The organism is Leptothrix ochracea (assembly GCF_041083635.1).
GTDB classification, from domain to species: Bacteria; Pseudomonadota; Gammaproteobacteria; order Burkholderiales; family Burkholderiaceae_C; genus Sphaerotilus; species Sphaerotilus ochraceus.
Genome location: NZ_JBFPHB010000021.1, coordinates 112,199 through 129,097, shown reverse-complemented (window position 1 = coordinate 129,097; position 16,899 = coordinate 112,199). Strand labels below are relative to the sequence as shown.

General features: G+C 60.8%; 15 protein-coding genes and 1 tRNA gene. 9 read left to right on the top strand and 7 right to left on the bottom strand.

Annotation, left to right across the window (positions count from 1 at the left end):
- The first annotated feature begins 7 nt into the window (after window positions 1–7).
- The 8 genes from AB3X39_RS08750 (at window position 8) to AB3X39_RS08715 (ending at window position 10,162) form a co-directional block, all read left to right on the top strand.
- Complete coding sequence (locus AB3X39_RS08750; protein WP_369416977.1) at window positions 8–502, top strand: MarR family winged helix-turn-helix transcriptional regulator; 495 nt, start codon at window positions 8–10, stop codon at window positions 500–502.
- The gene (locus AB3X39_RS08745; RefSeq protein ID WP_369416976.1) at window positions 499–1,935 is read left to right on the top strand and encodes an efflux transporter outer membrane subunit; all 1,437 of its coding nucleotides are present in this window, start codon (window positions 499–501) and stop codon (window positions 1,933–1,935) included. The genes AB3X39_RS08750 and AB3X39_RS08745 overlap by 4 nt, the downstream gene beginning before the upstream one ends.
- Entirely contained in the window at window positions 1,932–3,026 is a 1,095-nt protein-coding gene (locus tag AB3X39_RS08740) for an HlyD family secretion protein (RefSeq protein ID WP_369416975.1), read from the top strand. The genes AB3X39_RS08745 and AB3X39_RS08740 overlap by 4 nt, the downstream gene beginning before the upstream one ends.
- A complete protein-coding gene (locus tag AB3X39_RS08735; RefSeq protein ID WP_369416974.1) occupies window positions 3,023–4,567 on the top strand; it encodes a DHA2 family efflux MFS transporter permease subunit in 1,545 nt (514 codons plus the stop codon). Before AB3X39_RS08740 ends, AB3X39_RS08735 begins: the two co-directional genes overlap by 4 nt.
- 42 nt (window positions 4,568–4,609) lie before the next feature.
- Window positions 4,610–8,614: an EAL domain-containing protein gene (locus AB3X39_RS08730; protein ID WP_369416973.1), complete on the top strand. Its 4,005-nt coding sequence runs from the start codon at window positions 4,610–4,612 to the stop codon at window positions 8,612–8,614.
- A 90-nt stretch (window positions 8,615–8,704) separates the two neighbouring features.
- Window positions 8,705–9,043, top strand: a complete 339-nt coding sequence (locus AB3X39_RS08725) for a DUF1924 domain-containing protein (protein WP_369416972.1) — start codon at window positions 8,705–8,707, stop codon at window positions 9,041–9,043.
- Window positions 9,040–9,549: a diheme cytochrome c gene (locus AB3X39_RS08720; protein ID WP_369416971.1), complete on the top strand. Its 510-nt coding sequence runs from the start codon at window positions 9,040–9,042 to the stop codon at window positions 9,547–9,549. Before AB3X39_RS08725 ends, AB3X39_RS08720 begins: the two co-directional genes overlap by 4 nt.
- Window positions 9,521–10,162: a cytochrome b/b6 domain-containing protein gene (locus AB3X39_RS08715; protein WP_369416970.1), complete on the top strand. Its 642-nt coding sequence runs from the start codon at window positions 9,521–9,523 to the stop codon at window positions 10,160–10,162. The genes AB3X39_RS08720 and AB3X39_RS08715 overlap by 29 nt, the downstream gene beginning before the upstream one ends.
- A gap of 22 nt (window positions 10,163–10,184) precedes the next feature.
- Here AB3X39_RS08715 and AB3X39_RS08710 read toward each other — a convergent pair whose 3' ends face one another.
- The 4 genes from AB3X39_RS08710 to AB3X39_RS08695 are packed head-to-tail and all read right to left on the bottom strand — an operon-like array spanning window position 10,185 to window position 13,204.
- On the bottom strand, window positions 10,185–11,318 hold the full coding sequence (locus AB3X39_RS08710) for an MFS transporter (RefSeq protein ID WP_369416969.1): 1,134 nt from the start codon (window positions 11,316–11,318) through the stop codon (window positions 10,185–10,187).
- Between the two features lie 2 nt (window positions 11,319–11,320).
- Complete coding sequence (locus AB3X39_RS08705) at window positions 11,321–11,668, bottom strand: hypothetical protein (RefSeq protein ID WP_369417020.1); 348 nt, start codon at window positions 11,666–11,668, stop codon at window positions 11,321–11,323.
- 17 nt (window positions 11,669–11,685) lie between these two features.
- Window positions 11,686–12,462, bottom strand: coding sequence for a 23S rRNA (guanosine(2251)-2'-O)-methyltransferase RlmB (gene rlmB / locus AB3X39_RS08700; protein WP_369416968.1), 777 nt, complete (start codon window positions 12,460–12,462; stop codon window positions 11,686–11,688).
- A 43-nt stretch (window positions 12,463–12,505) separates the two neighbouring features.
- Window positions 12,506–13,204 carry an ABC transporter ATP-binding protein gene (locus AB3X39_RS08695; protein ID WP_369417019.1) on the bottom strand — a complete coding sequence of 233 codons (699 nt, stop codon included), beginning with the start codon at window positions 13,202–13,204 and terminating at the stop codon, window positions 12,506–12,508.
- On the opposite strand from AB3X39_RS08695, the gene AB3X39_RS08690 reads away from it, so the two are divergent.
- Window positions 13,203–13,946 carry an arylesterase gene (locus AB3X39_RS08690; RefSeq protein ID WP_369416967.1) on the top strand — a complete coding sequence of 248 codons (744 nt, stop codon included), beginning with the start codon at window positions 13,203–13,205 and terminating at the stop codon, window positions 13,944–13,946. The genes AB3X39_RS08695 and AB3X39_RS08690 overlap by 2 nt on opposite strands.
- On the opposite strand, the gene phaR is transcribed toward AB3X39_RS08690, so the two are convergent.
- From phaR to AB3X39_RS08675, 3 genes are all read right to left on the bottom strand, one after another.
- On the bottom strand, window positions 13,903–14,412 hold the full coding sequence (phaR, locus tag AB3X39_RS08685; protein ID WP_369416966.1) for a polyhydroxyalkanoate synthesis repressor PhaR: 510 nt from the start codon (window positions 14,410–14,412) through the stop codon (window positions 13,903–13,905). The two genes, AB3X39_RS08690 and phaR, sit on opposite strands and share 44 nt — an antisense overlap.
- A 99-nt stretch (window positions 14,413–14,511) precedes the next feature.
- Window positions 14,512–14,588 (bottom strand) — tRNA-Val (locus AB3X39_RS08680).
- Window positions 14,589–14,656: 68 nt separating this feature from the next.
- On the bottom strand, window positions 14,657–16,885 hold the full coding sequence (locus AB3X39_RS08675) for a RelA/SpoT family protein (protein ID WP_407069609.1): 2,229 nt from the start codon (window positions 16,883–16,885) through the stop codon (window positions 14,657–14,659).
- Between the last annotated feature and the right edge of the window lie 14 nt (window positions 16,886–16,899).

The window sequence follows — 16,899 nt, the reverse complement described above, 5'->3', positions numbered from 1 at the left end:
TACAGTCATGAACACACCCCCAGATCCACCCTTCCCTCCTTACAACGGCGATCGCTATGACGTCACCGCCAGCGTGGGTCATCAGCTCTACCTGTTGATGAACCTGATGCGTCGCGACATCCAATCGCGCATGAGCCAAGAAGGGCTGACCGAAGCTCAGTGGCGCCCGCTGTGGTTGCTTAAAAATGGCCGCGCCGACTCTTTGATGTCCTTGGCTCGCGAGATGTGCATGGACGCGGGGGCCATGACCCGTCTCATCGATCGGCTTGAAACCAAGGATTTGGTCACTCGTGTCCGCTCAGAGGCTGATCGACGACTGATCCACCTGCGGCTCACCGCCCATGGCGAGGCGGTGGTTGCGCACGTTCCCCATGTGCTGGCCGCTGTGAACAACGATTTTCTGGCGGGCTTCTCCGAAGCCGATTGGCTGCAACTGCGCAGTCTGATTGGCCGCATGAACAGCAACGGCCAAGCTTTGCAGCAAGACAAATCCACCCCATGAAACACTCTTTGACCCTCATCGCCTTGGCCATCAGCCTCGTGGGCTGCGCCAGCGTCGGCGAAACACCCGCCGCCCGTTCGAGTTTGCGATCGCCGGAGACCCTGGGCATGGCCGAGGCTGCGGCAACCATGCCTTGGCCTGAAGCTCGCTGGTGGCAGGGCTACGGCGACAACGAGCTGAATCGCCTCATCGATCAAGCCTTGGCCCATCAGCCGAACTTGCGCTGGGTCGAAGCACGTTTACAGCAAGCCCAAGCCGCAGTGGATGGCTCGCGGGCCGTGGGCGGCCTTCAAGTCAACGCTTCGCTCGACATGATCGATCAGCGCTACAGCGAGAACGGGCTGGTTCCCAAGCCCTTGGCAGGTACCATCCAATGGAACAACAACGCCCAGATCGGTTTGGGCTGGGAGTGGGATCTCTTCGGTCGCCAAAGTGCGGCCCTTGAAGCCAGTCTGGGCCAGCAACGCGCTGCCCAAGCTGAGGCCCAAGCTGCGCAAGTGCTGCTCGTCAGCCAAGTCACCCAGCAATACCTGCAACTGGCACGCATCTTGACCTTGCTGGAACTGAGCGAAGAAGGCCTTCATCAACGAGAGCAGATGTTGGCTTTGGTTCGCCAGCGCCTGAAAGCGGGCCTAGATACCGACGTGGAATGGCGCCAAACCGAAGGTCTGATCGCCCAAACCCGGGTCGAGATCGCTCAACTTGATGAATCGGCTCAGCGGAGCCGACATGCCTTGGCCGAACTCTGTGGTTTGGGCCCTGATCGCTTGGCCTCACTTCATCCCCGTTTGAGCACCTTGCAAGCGCCGCCCTTGCCCCAAGGCCCCGCCGGATTGCCGGCCGATTTGCTGGGTCGGCGCGCCGATCTGGTCGCGCAACGCTGGCGCGTTGAAGCAGCAGGACATGAGGTGGAGGCTGCGCGCGCGCAGTTCTATCCGAACGTCAACTTGATGGCGTTTGTCGGCTTGTCGAGTCTCGGCTTGGATCACTTTGTGCAAGCGGGCTCACTCACCTACGGTGCTGGGCCGGCTTTGCGCCTGCCCATCTTTGACGGCGGACGGCTGCGCGCCAACCTCAGCAGCCGACAGGCTGAAGTCGATGCGGCCACCGAGGCCTACAACGCCACCTTGTTGCGGGCCTTGCGCGAAGTCGCCGACGAACTTGGCAGCTTGCAGTCGCTGGAGCAGCAAAGTCAGGCCCAAATCCAAGCCACGCAAGCGGCTGAAGCCGCTCAAAGCTTGGCCATGCAACGTTATCAGGCCGGTCTAGGCAGTTTCATCACGGTCCTGAACGTGCAAACCAACGTCCTGAACCAACGTCGCGCCTTGGCCGAAGTCAAAGCCCGGCAACTCAGCGCCTCGGTCGCTTTGAGCCGCGCACTCGGCGGCGGTTATCAACTTTCTTCCACGGCTCCCACAGCCGCCCAGCCATGAACGCACCTTCTGCTTCCCCGTCCACCGCCATGACCCAAAAACGCAAACCCGCCCTGCTGGCAGCCACCGGCTTGACCTTGGTCGCTGCGCTGGGCTACGGCTTGTACTGGACGATGTTTGAACGCCATGTCGAGTCCACCGACAACGCCTACGTCCAAGCTCCAATCGTGCAAATCACGCCGCAAGTCGCGGGCACCGTCGTGGCCGTGCTGGTGGAAGACACCGCCCAAGTTCAAGCCGGCCAAGTGTTGGTCAAGCTCGACGCCACCGACGCCAAGCTGGCGCTGGGCCGAGCCGAGGCTCAGCTGGCCCAAACCATCCGCGAACTCGGCGCCCTCAGCACCAACAACGCCGCCTTCACCGCCAACATCAAGCTGCGCGAAGCCGAAGTCAGCCGCATGCAAGCCGACGTGGCCCGCGCCGCTGACGATGTGAGTCGCCGCCAGCCCTTGGTCGCGACCGGCGCGGTCAGCGCTGAAGAACTCAAGCACGCTGAAGCCGCGTTGAACAGCGCCCGCAGCGCCTTGGTCAGCGCGCAATCCGCCCTCTCAGCAGCCCGTGAACAAGCAGCCAGCAACCGCGTGTTGACCGATGGCACGCCGTTGGACAAGCACCCCCAAGTCGAACGCGCCCGGGCAGCGGTTGAAGAAGCCAAGCTGGCCTTGCAGCGCACCGAACTGACGGCTCCCGTCACAGGCCAAGTCGCCAAGCGCACCGTCCAACTCGGCCAGCGCATCGCTGCCGGTGCCCCCTTGATGGCGGTGATTCCGCTGGATCAGGTCTGGGTCGAAGCCAACTTCAAGGAAGTGCAACTGCGCCAAATGCGCCTCGGCCAGCCCGTGCACCTGCGCTCAGACCTCTACGGCAACCCGGTCGAATACCACGGCAAGGTGGTGGGTTTGGGCGCCGGCACGGGCGCGGCCTTTGCCCTGCTGCCCAGTCAAAACGCCACCGGCAACTGGATCAAAGTGGTGCAGCGCGTGCCAGTGCGCATCGCTTTGGAGCCCAAAGAACTGCTTGAGCATCCGCTGCGGGTGGGCTTGTCGATGGAAGTCAGCGTGGATGTCGGCCCGCTGAAAGTGCAGCCATGAGTCAAGCCGCACCGGCTCGGCCGGTTTTTGCGCCGCTCGAAGGGGGTGAGCGGGTCATCGGCACCGTGGCCCTTTCCTTGGCCACGTTCATGAACGTGCTGGACTCGTCCATCGCCAATGTCTCTTTGCCGGCCATTGCGGGCGATATGGGCGTGAGCCCGGCCCAAGGAACATGGGTGATCACCTCCTTTGCGGTGGCCAACGCGATTGCGGTGCCGCTCACGGGCTGGCTCACGCAGCGCTTTGGGCAAGTGCGGCTCTTCACCGCCAGCGTGCTGCTCTTTGTGCTGGCCTCTTGGCTGTGCGGGCTGGCACCCAACATCGAGTCGCTGATCTTCTTTCGCGTCCTTCAAGGTCTGGTCGCCGGACCGATGATTCCACTCTCCCAAACCTTGCTGTTGGCCAGCTATCCCGCCGCCATGGCCGGCACCGCCATGGCCATGTGGGGCATGACCACCTTGGTGGCCCCGGTGATGGGCCCCTTGCTGGGTGGCTGGATCACCGACAACGTTGCCTGGCCGTGGATTTTCTACATCAATGTCCCGGTGGGGCTGCTTGCAGCGTCGATCACGTGGTCGATCTACCGCTCACGCGACCCCGGACCGCGCCGCATCCCGCTGGACTGGGTGGGGCTGGCGCTGTTGGTGCTTTTTGTCGGTTCGATGCAGATCATGATCGACAAGGGCAAGGAGCTGGATTGGTTCCACTCGGGCGAGATCATGGCGCTGGCCGCCGTGGCCGCTGCGGGTTTTGTCTTTTTCTTGGCGTGGGAGCTGACGGACATCCATCCGATCGTCAACTTGCGCTTGTTTGCGCGACGCAATTACCTGATGGCCTGTTTGGCTTTATCGGTGGCCTACGGCCTGTTCTTTGGCAACGTGGTGTTGCTGCCCCTTTGGCTCCAGCAATGGATGGGCTACACCGCCACGTGGGCGGGGATGGTCACGGCCCCGGTGGGGTTGCTGGCGATTGTCTTTTCACCTTGGGTGGGCAAGAACGTCAACAAGATCGACCCGCGCAAGCTCGCCACCTTCGCCTTTCTTGGTTTTGCACTGGTGCTGTGGATGCGCTCCAACTTCAACACCGATGCCACAGTGATGGTGATCCTGATCCCGACCATCCTCCAAGGTGTGGCCGTGGCGTTTTTCTTCATCCCCTTGCAAGCCATCATCTTCAGCGGCCTGACACCGGATCAGCTCCCCAGCGCTTCTGGGTTGTCAAACTTTGTGCGCATCACCGCTGGCGCGGTCGGCACCTCGATGTTCACCACGCTCTGGGAAAGCCGCAGTGCCCTGCATCACGCGCACTTGAGCGAGGCCGTCAGCCCGAGCAACCTCAGCGCGGTCCAAGCCTTGACGCAACTATCTGGCTCTGGACTCAGCGCCGAACAGGCTGCGGCCAGCCTGAATCGCTTGGTTGATCAGCAAGCCGCCACCATGGCTGTCACCGATCTTTTCTTTCTCTCCTCGGGTTTGTTTCTCGGCTTGATTGGGCTAGTCTGGTTAACAAAACCGAAACAACACCTTAAATCTGGGGGCTGACTTTATACGGCGATCGCAGTACTTCTTGATACGATCTTCAACATGCATGCCCTTCTTGATCTGACCGTCGCCGACATCATGAGTCGCTCGGTGTGCCATATCGCCCCCAATGTAAGCTTGGGCGAGGCAGCGCACTTGATGACGGATCAGCGGATTTCGTCGCTGCTGATCATGGTCGGGGACCATATCAACGGCATCCTGACTGAACGCGACATCCTGCAACAGTTGAACGATCAAACCGACAAGAGCACGCCGGTCGGTCAGATCATGAGTACCCCCGTGCTTACGGTGCGTGAAGACACCCCTTTTGCCACCGCCCACAAGCTCGCTCTCAGTCACCATATCCGCCACTTGGTGGTGATCGACCAAGCCCACAAAGCACTCGGACTGGTCAGTGAAACTGATTTCCGCCGCCACGTGGGCATGAATGTGCTCAGCCAACTCGTCGATCTCGAAGGCGTGATGGACCGGGAGCTGCCCATGCTGGGGCCCCAGCACAGCGTGGGGCAAGCGTTGCAACTGATGCTGCACGAACGCAGCACCTATGTTTTGGTGGCCGAACACAACCGTCCTGTGGGCATCCTGACCGAGCGTGACATCACCGCCCTGCTCGCTCAGACCTCCCCGGACAACAAGGTGCACACCCAGCCCTTGCGGGAGGTGATGCACGCCCCCGTCAAAACCATTCACCGTGGGGCCCATATCTCGGATGTGACGCGGCTGATGCAGTCGGAACACATCCGACATCTGGTCGTGGTGGGAGACGATGACCACATCATGGGCACCATCACCTTGCACCGTCTCATGGAGCGCTTGGCCCCGGTGCTGGAACATGAACAGGCCCTGCGCCTCCAAGATCAGGCCGAAAGCGAACAACGGGTGGCCGAACGCCACCTGCTCATGGCGGTTGAAGCGACCGGCTTGGGCTTTTGGGAGTTGGAGCTGCCTTCGCAGCGCTTGCACCTGCATAGCGAAACCCTGCTGCGGCTGCTGGGTGTCAGCAGCGACAAGGTACCGCGCAGCATGCCCGAATGGTTGAACCGCATCCATGAAGAGGACCGTCCGGCGGTTTTAAAAAGCTACCAAGCCGTTCTTGAACCCGGCGATCGATTGCTGGACTGCGAGTACCGCATCAGCCATCACCGCAACGAATGGACATGGATGCAAATTCGCGGTGGCGTGGTGGAGCGCGATGCCGATGGACGACCGCGTCGGTTGGTGGGCACGTCCATGAGCATCCATGCTCGCAAGCTGGCAGAGATGGACATCTTGGCCACGCGCAACAAGCTTCAAGCCACGCTGGATGCCTTTCCTGATCTGCTTTTCGAGTTGAGCCTGGAAGGTCGTTACCTTGACTTTCACTCACCACGCACCGATCTTTTGGCCGTAGATCCGGCGTTCTTTCTCGGTAAAACTGTGGCTGAAATCATGCCGCCAACGATCGTAGAAACCACCATGGGCGCCCTTCGCGAAGCTCATCAACAAGGCTTCTCCAACGGGCGTCAGATGGAGATTTCACTGCCCAGTGGCATGCGGTGGTTCGAGCTGTCGGTGGCCAAAAAAGAGAATCACGGCACCCACAACCCTTCTTTTATTTGTATTTCCCGCGACATCACCGAACGCAAGCTGGCCGAGAGGTCGCTGCGCAACATCATCGACAACGCCCCGTTCGGCGCCCATCTCTACGAACTCCAAACCGATGGACGCCTCATCTTCATCGACACCAACCATGCTGCCGATAGGATTTTGGGCGTGGATAGCCAGCAATTCATCGGCCAGACCATCGAAGAGGCGTTTCCAGGATTGATCGAAACCGAAGTCCCCACGGTTTATCGGCGCGTGGCCCTGACGGGTGAACGCTTTCATACCGAACAAATCGTTTACGACGAAGGCCATATCCAAGGCGCTTTCGAGGTCCATGCCTTCCAGACCGCCCCGCGCCGCATGGCAGCTTTTTTCTCGGACATCACCGAACGCAAGAAAACCCAAGAAGCCTTGGCCGAGTCGCGCAATTTGCTCCAAACCATCATCGATACCGCACCACTGCGGATTTTCTGGAAAGACAAGCATTTGAATTACTTGGGCTGCAACCCCGCTTTTGCCCGAGATGCTGACAAAAACTCACCCACGGAGGTGATCGGTCACGACGACACCCAGCTGAGCTGGCACGCTCAAGCCGAGATCTATCAACAAGACGATCGAGCCGTTATTCAGTCTGGCCAAGCCAAACTGGCTTACGAGGAACCGCAGACCACGCCTGACGGCCGCACCCTGTGGCTTAAAACATCAAAAGTGCCGCTGCGTAACCCGAACAACGAGACCATCGGGGTGCTCGGCATCTACGAAGACATCACCGAGCAAAAACGCACCGAATGGGCCTTGCAGCGCAGTGAGGCCATCTTGCGCCGGGCTCAAGCCGTGGCCCAAATTGGCAGCTGGTACATCGAGGCCGGTCACAACACCCTTGAGTGGTCCGAAGGAACCTACCGCATTTTTGGTGTGCCGCAGGGACAAACGATCACCTACCTCGATTTCCTGAGTCAGGTTCACCCCGATGACAGGGACACCGTGCATGCAGCTTGGCAAACCGCGATGGCGGGGGGGATGTATCACATCGAACACCGCATCGTGGTCCATGGCGAAGTCCGCTGGATGGAAGAGCGGGCAGAAATCAGTTTTGATGCGGATGGGCAGTGGCGCTCGGCCCTGGGCATCGTCCACGACATCACCGAGCGCAAGCGCGACGAAGAGCGCATGGACTTCTTGGCGCGCTTTGATGCACTGACCGGCCTGCCCAATCGCACCCAACTCAAGGAACGGCTGCGCTACTCGCTCGCTTTGGCCAAACATGGCAACGGTCAACTGGCGCTGATGTTTTTGGACTTGGACCGCTTCAAAGACATCAACGATACGCTCGGTCACAGCGTCGGCGACACCTTGCTGGTGGAGCTTGCGCGGCGTTTGCGCAGCAGCCTGCGCGACGAGGACACCGTTTCGCGCCTAGGCGGTGATGAGTTCATCGTCTTGCTACCCGGCACCGATGCCCAAGGCGCCGAACGTGTGGCCAAGAAACTGCTGCAAGTGGTCACGCAGGCCTATCAAATCGAGGCCTATGACCTCAACGTGACAGCGTCCATGGGTGTGGCCATTTATCCAGAAGATGGCTCAGACCTCGAAACACTCTCACGCAATGCGGATGCGGCGATGTATCGCGCCAAACAAGATGGCCGCAACGGCTACTGTTTCTTTACCCGCGAAATGCAGGCCCGCTCAGCCCGGGATTTGCAACTGATCAACGCTTTGCGCCACGCCTTGGACCGCAGAGAGTTCAGCTTGCATTACCAGCCCCAAATCGCCTTGGGCGATGGGCGGCTGACGGGTGCTGAAGCGCTGCTACGCTGGCAGCATCCGCAGCTCGGTGCCATCTCACCGGCCGAGTTCATCCCCGTGGCTGAAGACTGCGGTTTGATCCTACCCATCGGTGAATGGGTGCTGCGCGATGCGGTGCGTCAAGCCAAGATCTGGCATGACGGCGACCTGAAAGATCTGGTGATCTCGGTCAACCTCTCGGCCGTGCAGTTCCGCCACCCCGATCTGCCTGAGCTGATCACCCGCATCCTCGATCAAGCCGACCTGCCACCCGGCTGCCTATCGCTGGAATTGACCGAGCGCGTCACCATGAACGATCCCCAAGGGGCCATCGCTGTGATGAACAAGCTGCATGACCGTGGGGTGTACTTGGCGATCGACGATTTCGGCACCGGGTACTCATCGCTGAGCTACTTGAAGAAATTCAAGGTCACCAAACTCAAGATCGATCAGTCCTTCGTACGTGACATCAGCACCGATGCTGAGGACAAGGCGATCGTGAGCGCCATCATCCAGATGTCCAAGAGTTTGGGTCTCCAAACGATTGCGGAAGGCGTGGAAACCGCCGAACAACTCGCTTTTTTGCGCGAGCAAGGCTGCGATGAGGTGCAGGGCTACTACCACAGCAAGCCCCTGCCGGTGGATCAGTTCGAGACCTTTGCCAAGGCCTCCATGTGAGTTGAGAGAGGCCGTGGGCGCCGTGTTCAGGAAAGTCACAGCTTCTTTCCTCAACAATGGCGACCTATGGAAAACCCTTGCCATCATCGGATGGCGATTCCGGTTCTGCTGACTCTGTTCACGCTCGGTCTTGGTGGCGGTGTGCAGGCTCAAGTCGTGGAACGTGGACGCCTTTTTTTCAACAGCCAACACGGTGACACCTGGTCCTGCGCGACCTGTCACGGCACCCCGCCGGTGGGTCAGGGCAAACACGCCACCACCGGCAAAAGCATCGAGCCCTTGGCACCTGCTTTCAACCCGAAACGCCTGACGGATGCGGCCAAAGTTGAGAAATGGTTTCGGCGCAACTGCAAAGATGTCCTGAATCGCGAATGCAGCGCTGCCGAAAAGGCGGACGTGCTGGCCTACCTCCAAAGCCTCAAGCCATGAACCACATGCTCCCGACACTGCTGGTTGTGGCCCTCATGGGCTTGGGTCCGCAGGCCTGGGCTGACTATCACGACCATGATGACGAGGGTCAGCACCGCACCAGCAGCGCAACCATGCTGCCGGCGTACCAGCAAGAATGCGGCAGCTGTCACATCGCTTTTCCGCCAAACATGCTTCCTGCCGCGTCTTGGACGCGTTTGATGGGGACGCTGGGCAAGCATTTCGGCACCGATGCGGCCCCCGATGCCGCCGTCACCAAGCAAATCAGTCGCTGGTTGCAAGCCCACGCCGAAAGCCGCGACACCGACCGGCACGGTCGCACAGCGCCCGCCGCGCCGGTCGAGGTTCGAATCACACAAACAGCATGGTTCCAACACACGCACCACGAAGTGCCGGCGACCTACTGGAAACGGGCTTCGATCAAAAGCCCCAGCAACTGCACCGCCTGCCATGGCGGCGCTGACCAAGGTGACTTTGATGAACATCGTGTCCGCATTCCGCGCTAAGGCCGCCATGAGCCCGCGCAGCCGTCGCGTCACCGACGCCCCCACCCGCGTGTTTCATGGCCTGTTCGCGCTGAGCTTCATCGGGGCGTACCTCACGGGCGATTCAGAGCGCTGGCGTCTCGTGCATTTGACTTTGGGCTACACGCTGGCGGGGCTGCTGGTGTTTCGTCTGATGTGGGGCACGTGGGGGCCACGCCAAACACGTTGGAGCTTGCTGGCCCACAAACTCGCCGGCTGGACGATCTGGTTTCAAGGGCTGCGCCAAGGCAAGTTCCATGCTCGGCACGGCCAAAACTTGGTGATGGCCAGCGCGGGCGTCGCTCTGTTGCTGCTGACCGTGCCGCTATCACTGAGCGGCTACGCGGCCTACGACGATGCGGCCAAGGGCTGGGATCACATTCATCTGTGGCTGGCCCAAGCCATGCTGGGTCTGTTGAGTTTGCATTTGGGGCTGATCGCCCTGCTGAGCTGGCTTCGCGGCCCCCACCAAGCTGCCACCATGTTCAGCGGGCGCATCCCTGGTCCGGGGCCTGATCTGGTGACTCACAACCACACGGGGATCGCCATGTTGCTGCTGATCACCGTTTTGCTTTATTGGTCATGGCCTTGGTAAGTTGATCGCGATCCAGACCCCATCAGTGTTTGACCAAGGCTCTCAAGCCCAACCCGGCCACCAGACTGAGCAGGATGGGTAAGCCCCAGATGGGGGCAAATTGCAGCGCTGAGGCCCCAAAGGCCGGAGCGCAGAGGCCGCCCAAGGTGTAAGACATCACCAGCACGGCGGTGGCATTGACCAAGGCCACCCCTTGGTGACGATGCCCAATATCGACCATGGCCAAGGTGTAGAGCGCCCCGCCAGCCCCGCCCCAAGCAAAGGCGATGCCCCACGCCAAAGGATGGGCCGCCGGAAACAGCCCCACCAGCGGCAGGAGCAGCGTGGCGCACAGATTGACGCGGGCACACCAGCGCCAGATGCGCTCCAGCGACCAACGATCGGCCGCCAACCCCACCGGCACCATCATCAAGGCGCTGCCCAAACCGCTGGCCGACACCAGCAAGGCCGCTTGGGCGACCGGGAAACCGTGGGCGAGGCCAAACAGGGGCAGCAAACTGGCCAAGCCGGCTTCGAAAAAGCCCCCCACAAAGCCCACCACCATCACGGCGGGTGCCGCGCGCAGGGCGTCAAAAATGCCGTGCCAGCCTAGGCGCACATCCTCATCCGCCGGGTGTTCACGCTTTGGCACCAACGCCGTCAGCAGCACCCCCAAAGCCACCAAAGCCAGGGCCGTCCAGCGGGACGTTTCAGCCCCAGCGCCTTCGGTGCCGATCAGGGCCAGCAAAGCGGGACCAAGCACAAAGGTGGCCCCGACCATGGTTTCATAGAGGCCCACGATGCGACCGCGCCACGCCGCAGGGGCCAGCTCAGCCACCGTGGATTCAGCGACGATCCAACGCAGCGCACCGGCTGCACCGGCGATCAGATAAAGCCCGGCCCACAGCGGTGCGGACGTGCTCAACGTGATGCCCAAAAGTGCCAGCAACGGCACCACGCCACTGGCTTGGAGGGCGCCTTGCGGCCCCAAACGCCGTACCCAACCGGCGGTGAACGGCGTGGCCAACACCATGCCCAACCATTGGCTGGCACTGATCAACCCCACTTCAGCGGTATCGAGCCCACGCGCTTTCAGGGTGAAAAGCAGCAGCGGGCCGAACATGAACAGCCCGCAAAGCTCACAAAACGTGGACGCGAACAGCGCCGCCAGGCCCAAACTCAGCGTGGACTCTCGAAGAAAACGTAGGAGGTTGAGTAATCGCTGATCTCGAAATAGACCCGCTTTTCACCGTCGTCGGCCACGCTGTTGAGGTTCTCGTCGAGCACACCGTAGCCGTAACGATAGGGCCGAGGCTGGCCATCTTCGGTGCCGTAAGCGGTGCTCATCTTGTCGATCTTGATGAAGCGCCGTACCAGCTTGTCACCGGCATAAACCTCCAAAATGCCGTTGGTGCCGGTCCAGTTCTGGATGCTGCGCTTGATGGCGTTTTGCTTTTCTTGGGTGCAACCACCCAGCAGCAAAGCGCAGGCGACCAAGGCTGCGCCGCCCACATGGCTCCATGTCATCGATCGCATAGGGGTACTCATGATTTGGCTCCAGGCTTGGTGGCCGGTTTGGCTTGGCGCTGACGCAGGGCTTCGTAGAGACACAGCGCCGAAGCGACCGAGACATTCAAGCTCTCGACCGCCCCTTGCATCGGGATGCGCACCAGCTCATCGCAGGTCTTGCGCGTCAACTGGCGCATCCCTGAGCCTTCGGCACCCAGCACCAACGCCACCGGCCCGCGCAAATCAATGTCATACAGGGTCTTTTCCGCGTCATCGCTGGTGCCAATCACCCAGATGTTGCGATCCTTCAACTCACCCAAGGTGCGGGCCAAATTGGTCACCATGAAGTACGGCACAGTCTCAGCCGCGCCGCTGGCAACCTTGGACACCGTGGCACCCAAGCCCACCGCGTGGTCCTTGGGGGCAATCACGGCCTGAGCGCCCGCACCGTCGGCCACCCGCAGACAAGCGCCAAGGTTGTGCGGATCGGTCACGCCGTCAAGCACCAAGAGCAGCGGCACCGCATCCGACGCTTCTTGAAGGTCATCAAGACGTTCATCCAAGGTACGGCTGTCTTTGATGGGCTCGACGCGGGCCACCACACCTTGGTGACGATCTGAGCCGCCTAGGCGACTCAGGCGCTGATCATCGCTGTCGATCAGCCGCAGGCCCGCGGCCTGAATACGCTCGACCAGTTGACGCATGCGAGCATCGCGCCGATGGGCGTCGATGTGGATCTCGCGGATGGATTGCGGTGCGGTTTTGATGCGCACCGTCACGGCATGAAAGCCGAACAGAATATTTCCAGACATGGGGCGCGATGGTAGCGGTTCTTCAACGTTGATCCGATGACGGTCAGACGACAACCCGTCCCGCTTCCAAGCGAATCTGGTGATCACAGCGGGCAGCGATGTCCCGATCGTGCGTCACCATCACCAAGGTGGTGCCCATTTCACGGTTCATGCGAAACATCAGTGCCATCACCGCCTCGCCCGTGGCGTGGTCCAAGCTGCCTGTGGGTTCATCGGCCAGCAAGACCGCCGGCTGGACCACAAAGGCGCGCGCCAAGGCCACCCGTTGCTGCTCACCGCCCGAAAGCACCTTGGGATAGTGGCTCAAACGCTCGCCCAAGCCCACCCGCGCCAGCATCTCGGTGGCCAGTTGGCGCGCTTGGCGCTCGCCGCGCAATTCCAACGGCAACATGACGTTTTCCAACGCTGTGAGATGGCCCATGAGCTGAAAGCTCTGGAACACAAAACCCATGCGCTCCCCGCGCAGCGCAGCACGCGCATCCTCGTCCAAGCTGAACAGATCGACGCCGCCGATGCGCACTTCGCCCTGGCTGGGGGTGTCGAGCCCGGCCAACAAACCCAGCAAGGTGCTCTTGCCTGAGCCCGATGCCCCGACAATGGCCACCGAGGCGCGCTCCGCCACCGAAAAATCGATGTCGTGCAGGATGGTCAGCCATCCGCCAGCATCTTCGACCTGCTTGCTGAGCCGGCGAACGTCGATGGCAGCGGCGGGCGGTGCCGTGGAAATGAACTTGTCTTGCATGATGGACACGATGGAACAGCCTTATCTCGTTATCTCAGGGGTGCGTCGGCGGCACTGTATCGCGATGCTGCTCGGCGCCTTGGCACTGAGGTCACCGCTCGTGGCCACAGCGGCCACGCCAACGGGGACAACACCCCACACGGCCAAGCGTTTGTTGGTGGTCGGCGACAGCCTCTCCGCCGAGTACGGCTTGGAGCGCGGCACCGGCTGGGTCGCCTTGCTGGGGCAAAAGCTCAAAGAAAGCGAGGACCCCTCAGGATCGATGGGCTCGGTGGAGGTGATCAACGCCAGCATCAGCGGCGACACCACGTCAGGCGGGCGGGCGCGGTTGGCGGCGCTGCTGGAGCGCCACAAGCCCAGCCATGTGATCGTGGAGCTGGGCGGCAATGACGCCCTACGCGGCTTGCCGCTGGCCCAAACCGAGGACAACTTAAGTGCCATGGTCCGCATGGCCCGCCAAGCGGGTGCCAAGGTCATGCTGCTGGGCATGCAAGTGCCGCCCAACTATGGACGCAGCTACGCCGAGACCTTTGCGGGTCTTTACGCCAAGGTGGCACGCAGCGAGCACACCGCCTTGGTGCCGTTTTTCTTGGCGGGGATTGCGGACGATGCGGAGCCGCTACGCTGGTTTCAAGCCGACCGGATTCATCCGGTCCAAGCCGCGCACCCCAAGATCTTGGCCACGATCTGGCCGACGCTCAAGCCTTGGTTGGGCGCTTCGGCGGCACCACGGGCAAAGTGAATCCCGGCAAGCCCGCCATGTAGCTCGACATCAGGGACTGCATGACCGGCGCTTGCATGGTCATGAACTGCGTCCACGCTTCTTGGTTGGCACCGGGCACCGCAGCCTCCGGCAAAGCCAAGGTTTGATCGGTCAGGCTCTTGTTGAAGTCGATGAAGGTTTGCAGATTTTTCTCAAGGTACGTGCCCATCAAACCCTGCATGGTGTTGCCATAAAAGCGGATCACCTGCGCCAACATATTGGCGGTAAAGATCGGCGTGCCACCTGACTCAGCTTCCAGAATGATCTGAAGCAGGATGCTGCGGGTGATCTCTTCCCCGGTCTTGGCGTCACGAACTTCAAAACTTTCGGCATCCAGCACCATCTGCTTAACATCAGCCAAGGTGATATAGCTGCTGGTTTGGGTGTCGTAGAGCCGACGATTCGGGTACTTTTTCAGGACCCGCAAACTCTTCGAAGTCGTCATGCAAAGGCTCCAAGCATTGAACGCGATGAACGAATAGACGAACGGACGGCAAAAAAACGGCACCTTGAATCAAGGTGCCGTTTTGATCTTCAGCAATTTTGGTAGGCGCGATTGGACTCGAACCAACGACCCCCACCATGTCAAGGTGGTGCTCTAACCAGCTGAGCTACGCGCCTGAAGAGCTTTGAACTATAGCATGGAAATGAATTTCGTCAATAGCATCCGCTACTTTTTTGAAAAATAGTCATTTCCGACGAGCGCTGTGGACCCCCGGCACCTGAGCAACGTGCTCCAACACGGTGGTCAAACGCGCAACATCAGCCACTTCAACGGTAAACGTCATCCAAGCCCTTGCCTTGACGCTTTGCGTATGCACGCCGGTGACATTGATTTTTTCCTTGGTGAAAACCTCTGAGATGTCGCGCAACAAGCCTTGACGGTCGGCAGCCAAGATCGAGACATTGACGGGATAAAGCACGCCATCGGCCACGTGGTCCTCGCCATCCCATGTCACCGCCAAAACCCGCTCGGCGGCTTGCAAGGCCATTTGACGAAAGCTCGGGCAATCGGCGCGGTGTACCGCCACACCTTTGCCCCGAGTGACATAGCCTCGAATCGGATCCGGGGGTGCAGGCCGACAACAACGCGATAACTGTGTCATCAGCGAAGGCACGCCGACCACCAAGACACCAGCGCTGCTCCCATCGCCCATGCGAGAGCGCCGAATCACCACCTCTTTTTCCTCTTCGGGAGGCGCTGGGGGACGCAGCAAGTTTTCAATGTTGCGCAGCGGGTATTCGTCTTTACCGACTTTCTCAAACAGCGCATCCGCGTGCTCAAAACCCAATTGCTCAGCCAAGGTATCAAGCTTCAAGGCCGTGCGGCCTTCGCGTTGGAGCAAGCGTTCCACCGCATCCCGCCCACGGGCGATGGTTTCTTGCTGCGCGCGCGCGTTGAACCAAGCGCGCACTTTGGTCCGTGCCCGCGCACTGCGCAGATAGCCGAGCTGTGGGTTGAGCCAGTCCATCGACGGCCCACCTTCCTTGATGGCACTGACCTCCACCGTCTGCCCACTTTGCAGGGCCGTTTGCAGCGGCACCATCACCCCATCCACCTTGGCACCTCGGCAGCGATGCCCCAAATCGGTGTGCAAGCTGTAGGCAAAGTCGATCGGCGTGGCCCCGGCGGTCAGCTCAACGATGTTACCTTGGGGGGTAAAGACGTAGATCCGGTCCTCGAACAAGCCTTGGGCGGGAATCGTCTCCGCCACCGCCTGCACGGCGTCCCTCTCCCAGGCAAGGAGCTGATGCAGCACGGCGCGACGGGCCAAAGCGACCCGGTCCTCAAAGTCACCGGCCGCGCTCACACCGGCATAGCCTTTGGTACCCGCCTCCTTGTAGGCCCAGTGCGCCGCCACGCCGCTCTCAGCATGCTCGTGCATCACTAGAGTGCGGATTTGGATCTCGACAGGCGCGGCAGCCGGCCCACCCACCACCGGATCGCTCAAGACCACGGTGTGCAAGGACTGATAGCCGTTCGATTTGGGCCGGGCGATGTAGTCATCGAACTCATCGGGCAAGGGCTGCCAGCGCTCATGCACACGCCCCAAAGCGGCATAACACTCCTCCACGCTGCGCACAATGACCCGCAGCGCACTCACGTCCAGCACGCGCGCAAACTCCAATTGCTTGCCACGCATCTTTTTCCAGATGCTGTAGATGTGCTTCGGGCGGCCATGCACTTGGGCCGTGATCCCCCCTTGGGCCAAGGTCTCGATGAGTTGGCAGCGCACAGCCTCAATGCGACTCTCACGCTCAACACGCTTTTCATCCAGCAAGCTGGCGATGCGTTTGTACTGTTCAGGCTCCAAGAAACGGAAAGCCAAATCTTCCATTTCCCACTTGATCTGCCAGATGCCCAGTCGATTGGCCAGCGGCGCAAAGATCTGCTGGGCCTCACGCGCCAACATCGGCGGACACGGCTTTTTGGTCGCCGCGTAGTGGCGCAAGGTTTGCAAACGAGAGGCCAGTCGCAGCAACACCACGCGCAGATCGCGTGAGAAGGCCAAGAGCATCTTGCGCACCAACTCCAGCTGGTCCGCCTGACCTTGGGCCCCCGGATCTTCGGCCATGGCCCCACGCGCATGGCGCTGGACCTGCACCAGCTTACGGGTGTGGCTGACCAAATGACCGTAAGACGGCCCGAAGGCCTGGGTCACCACGTCTTCGGGATCACTCAGAAACTCCCCGGCATAGACCAGATAGACCGCCGCTTGCAACGACGGTGCGGCCCCCATGGCGCGCAAGATGTCGGCCACACCGTCGGCATGCTCAAGGGCGTCTTCATCGGTATCAAAATGCCGACTGGCCAACAGCGGTTCAGCAAAAGCGCGGGCCTTGGCCAAGTGCACGGCGGTTTCGGGGCCATCGGCCATCAACTCAACGATCGGCAGCGGTACCTCTTGCGTAGACATGGGCAAATGCATGG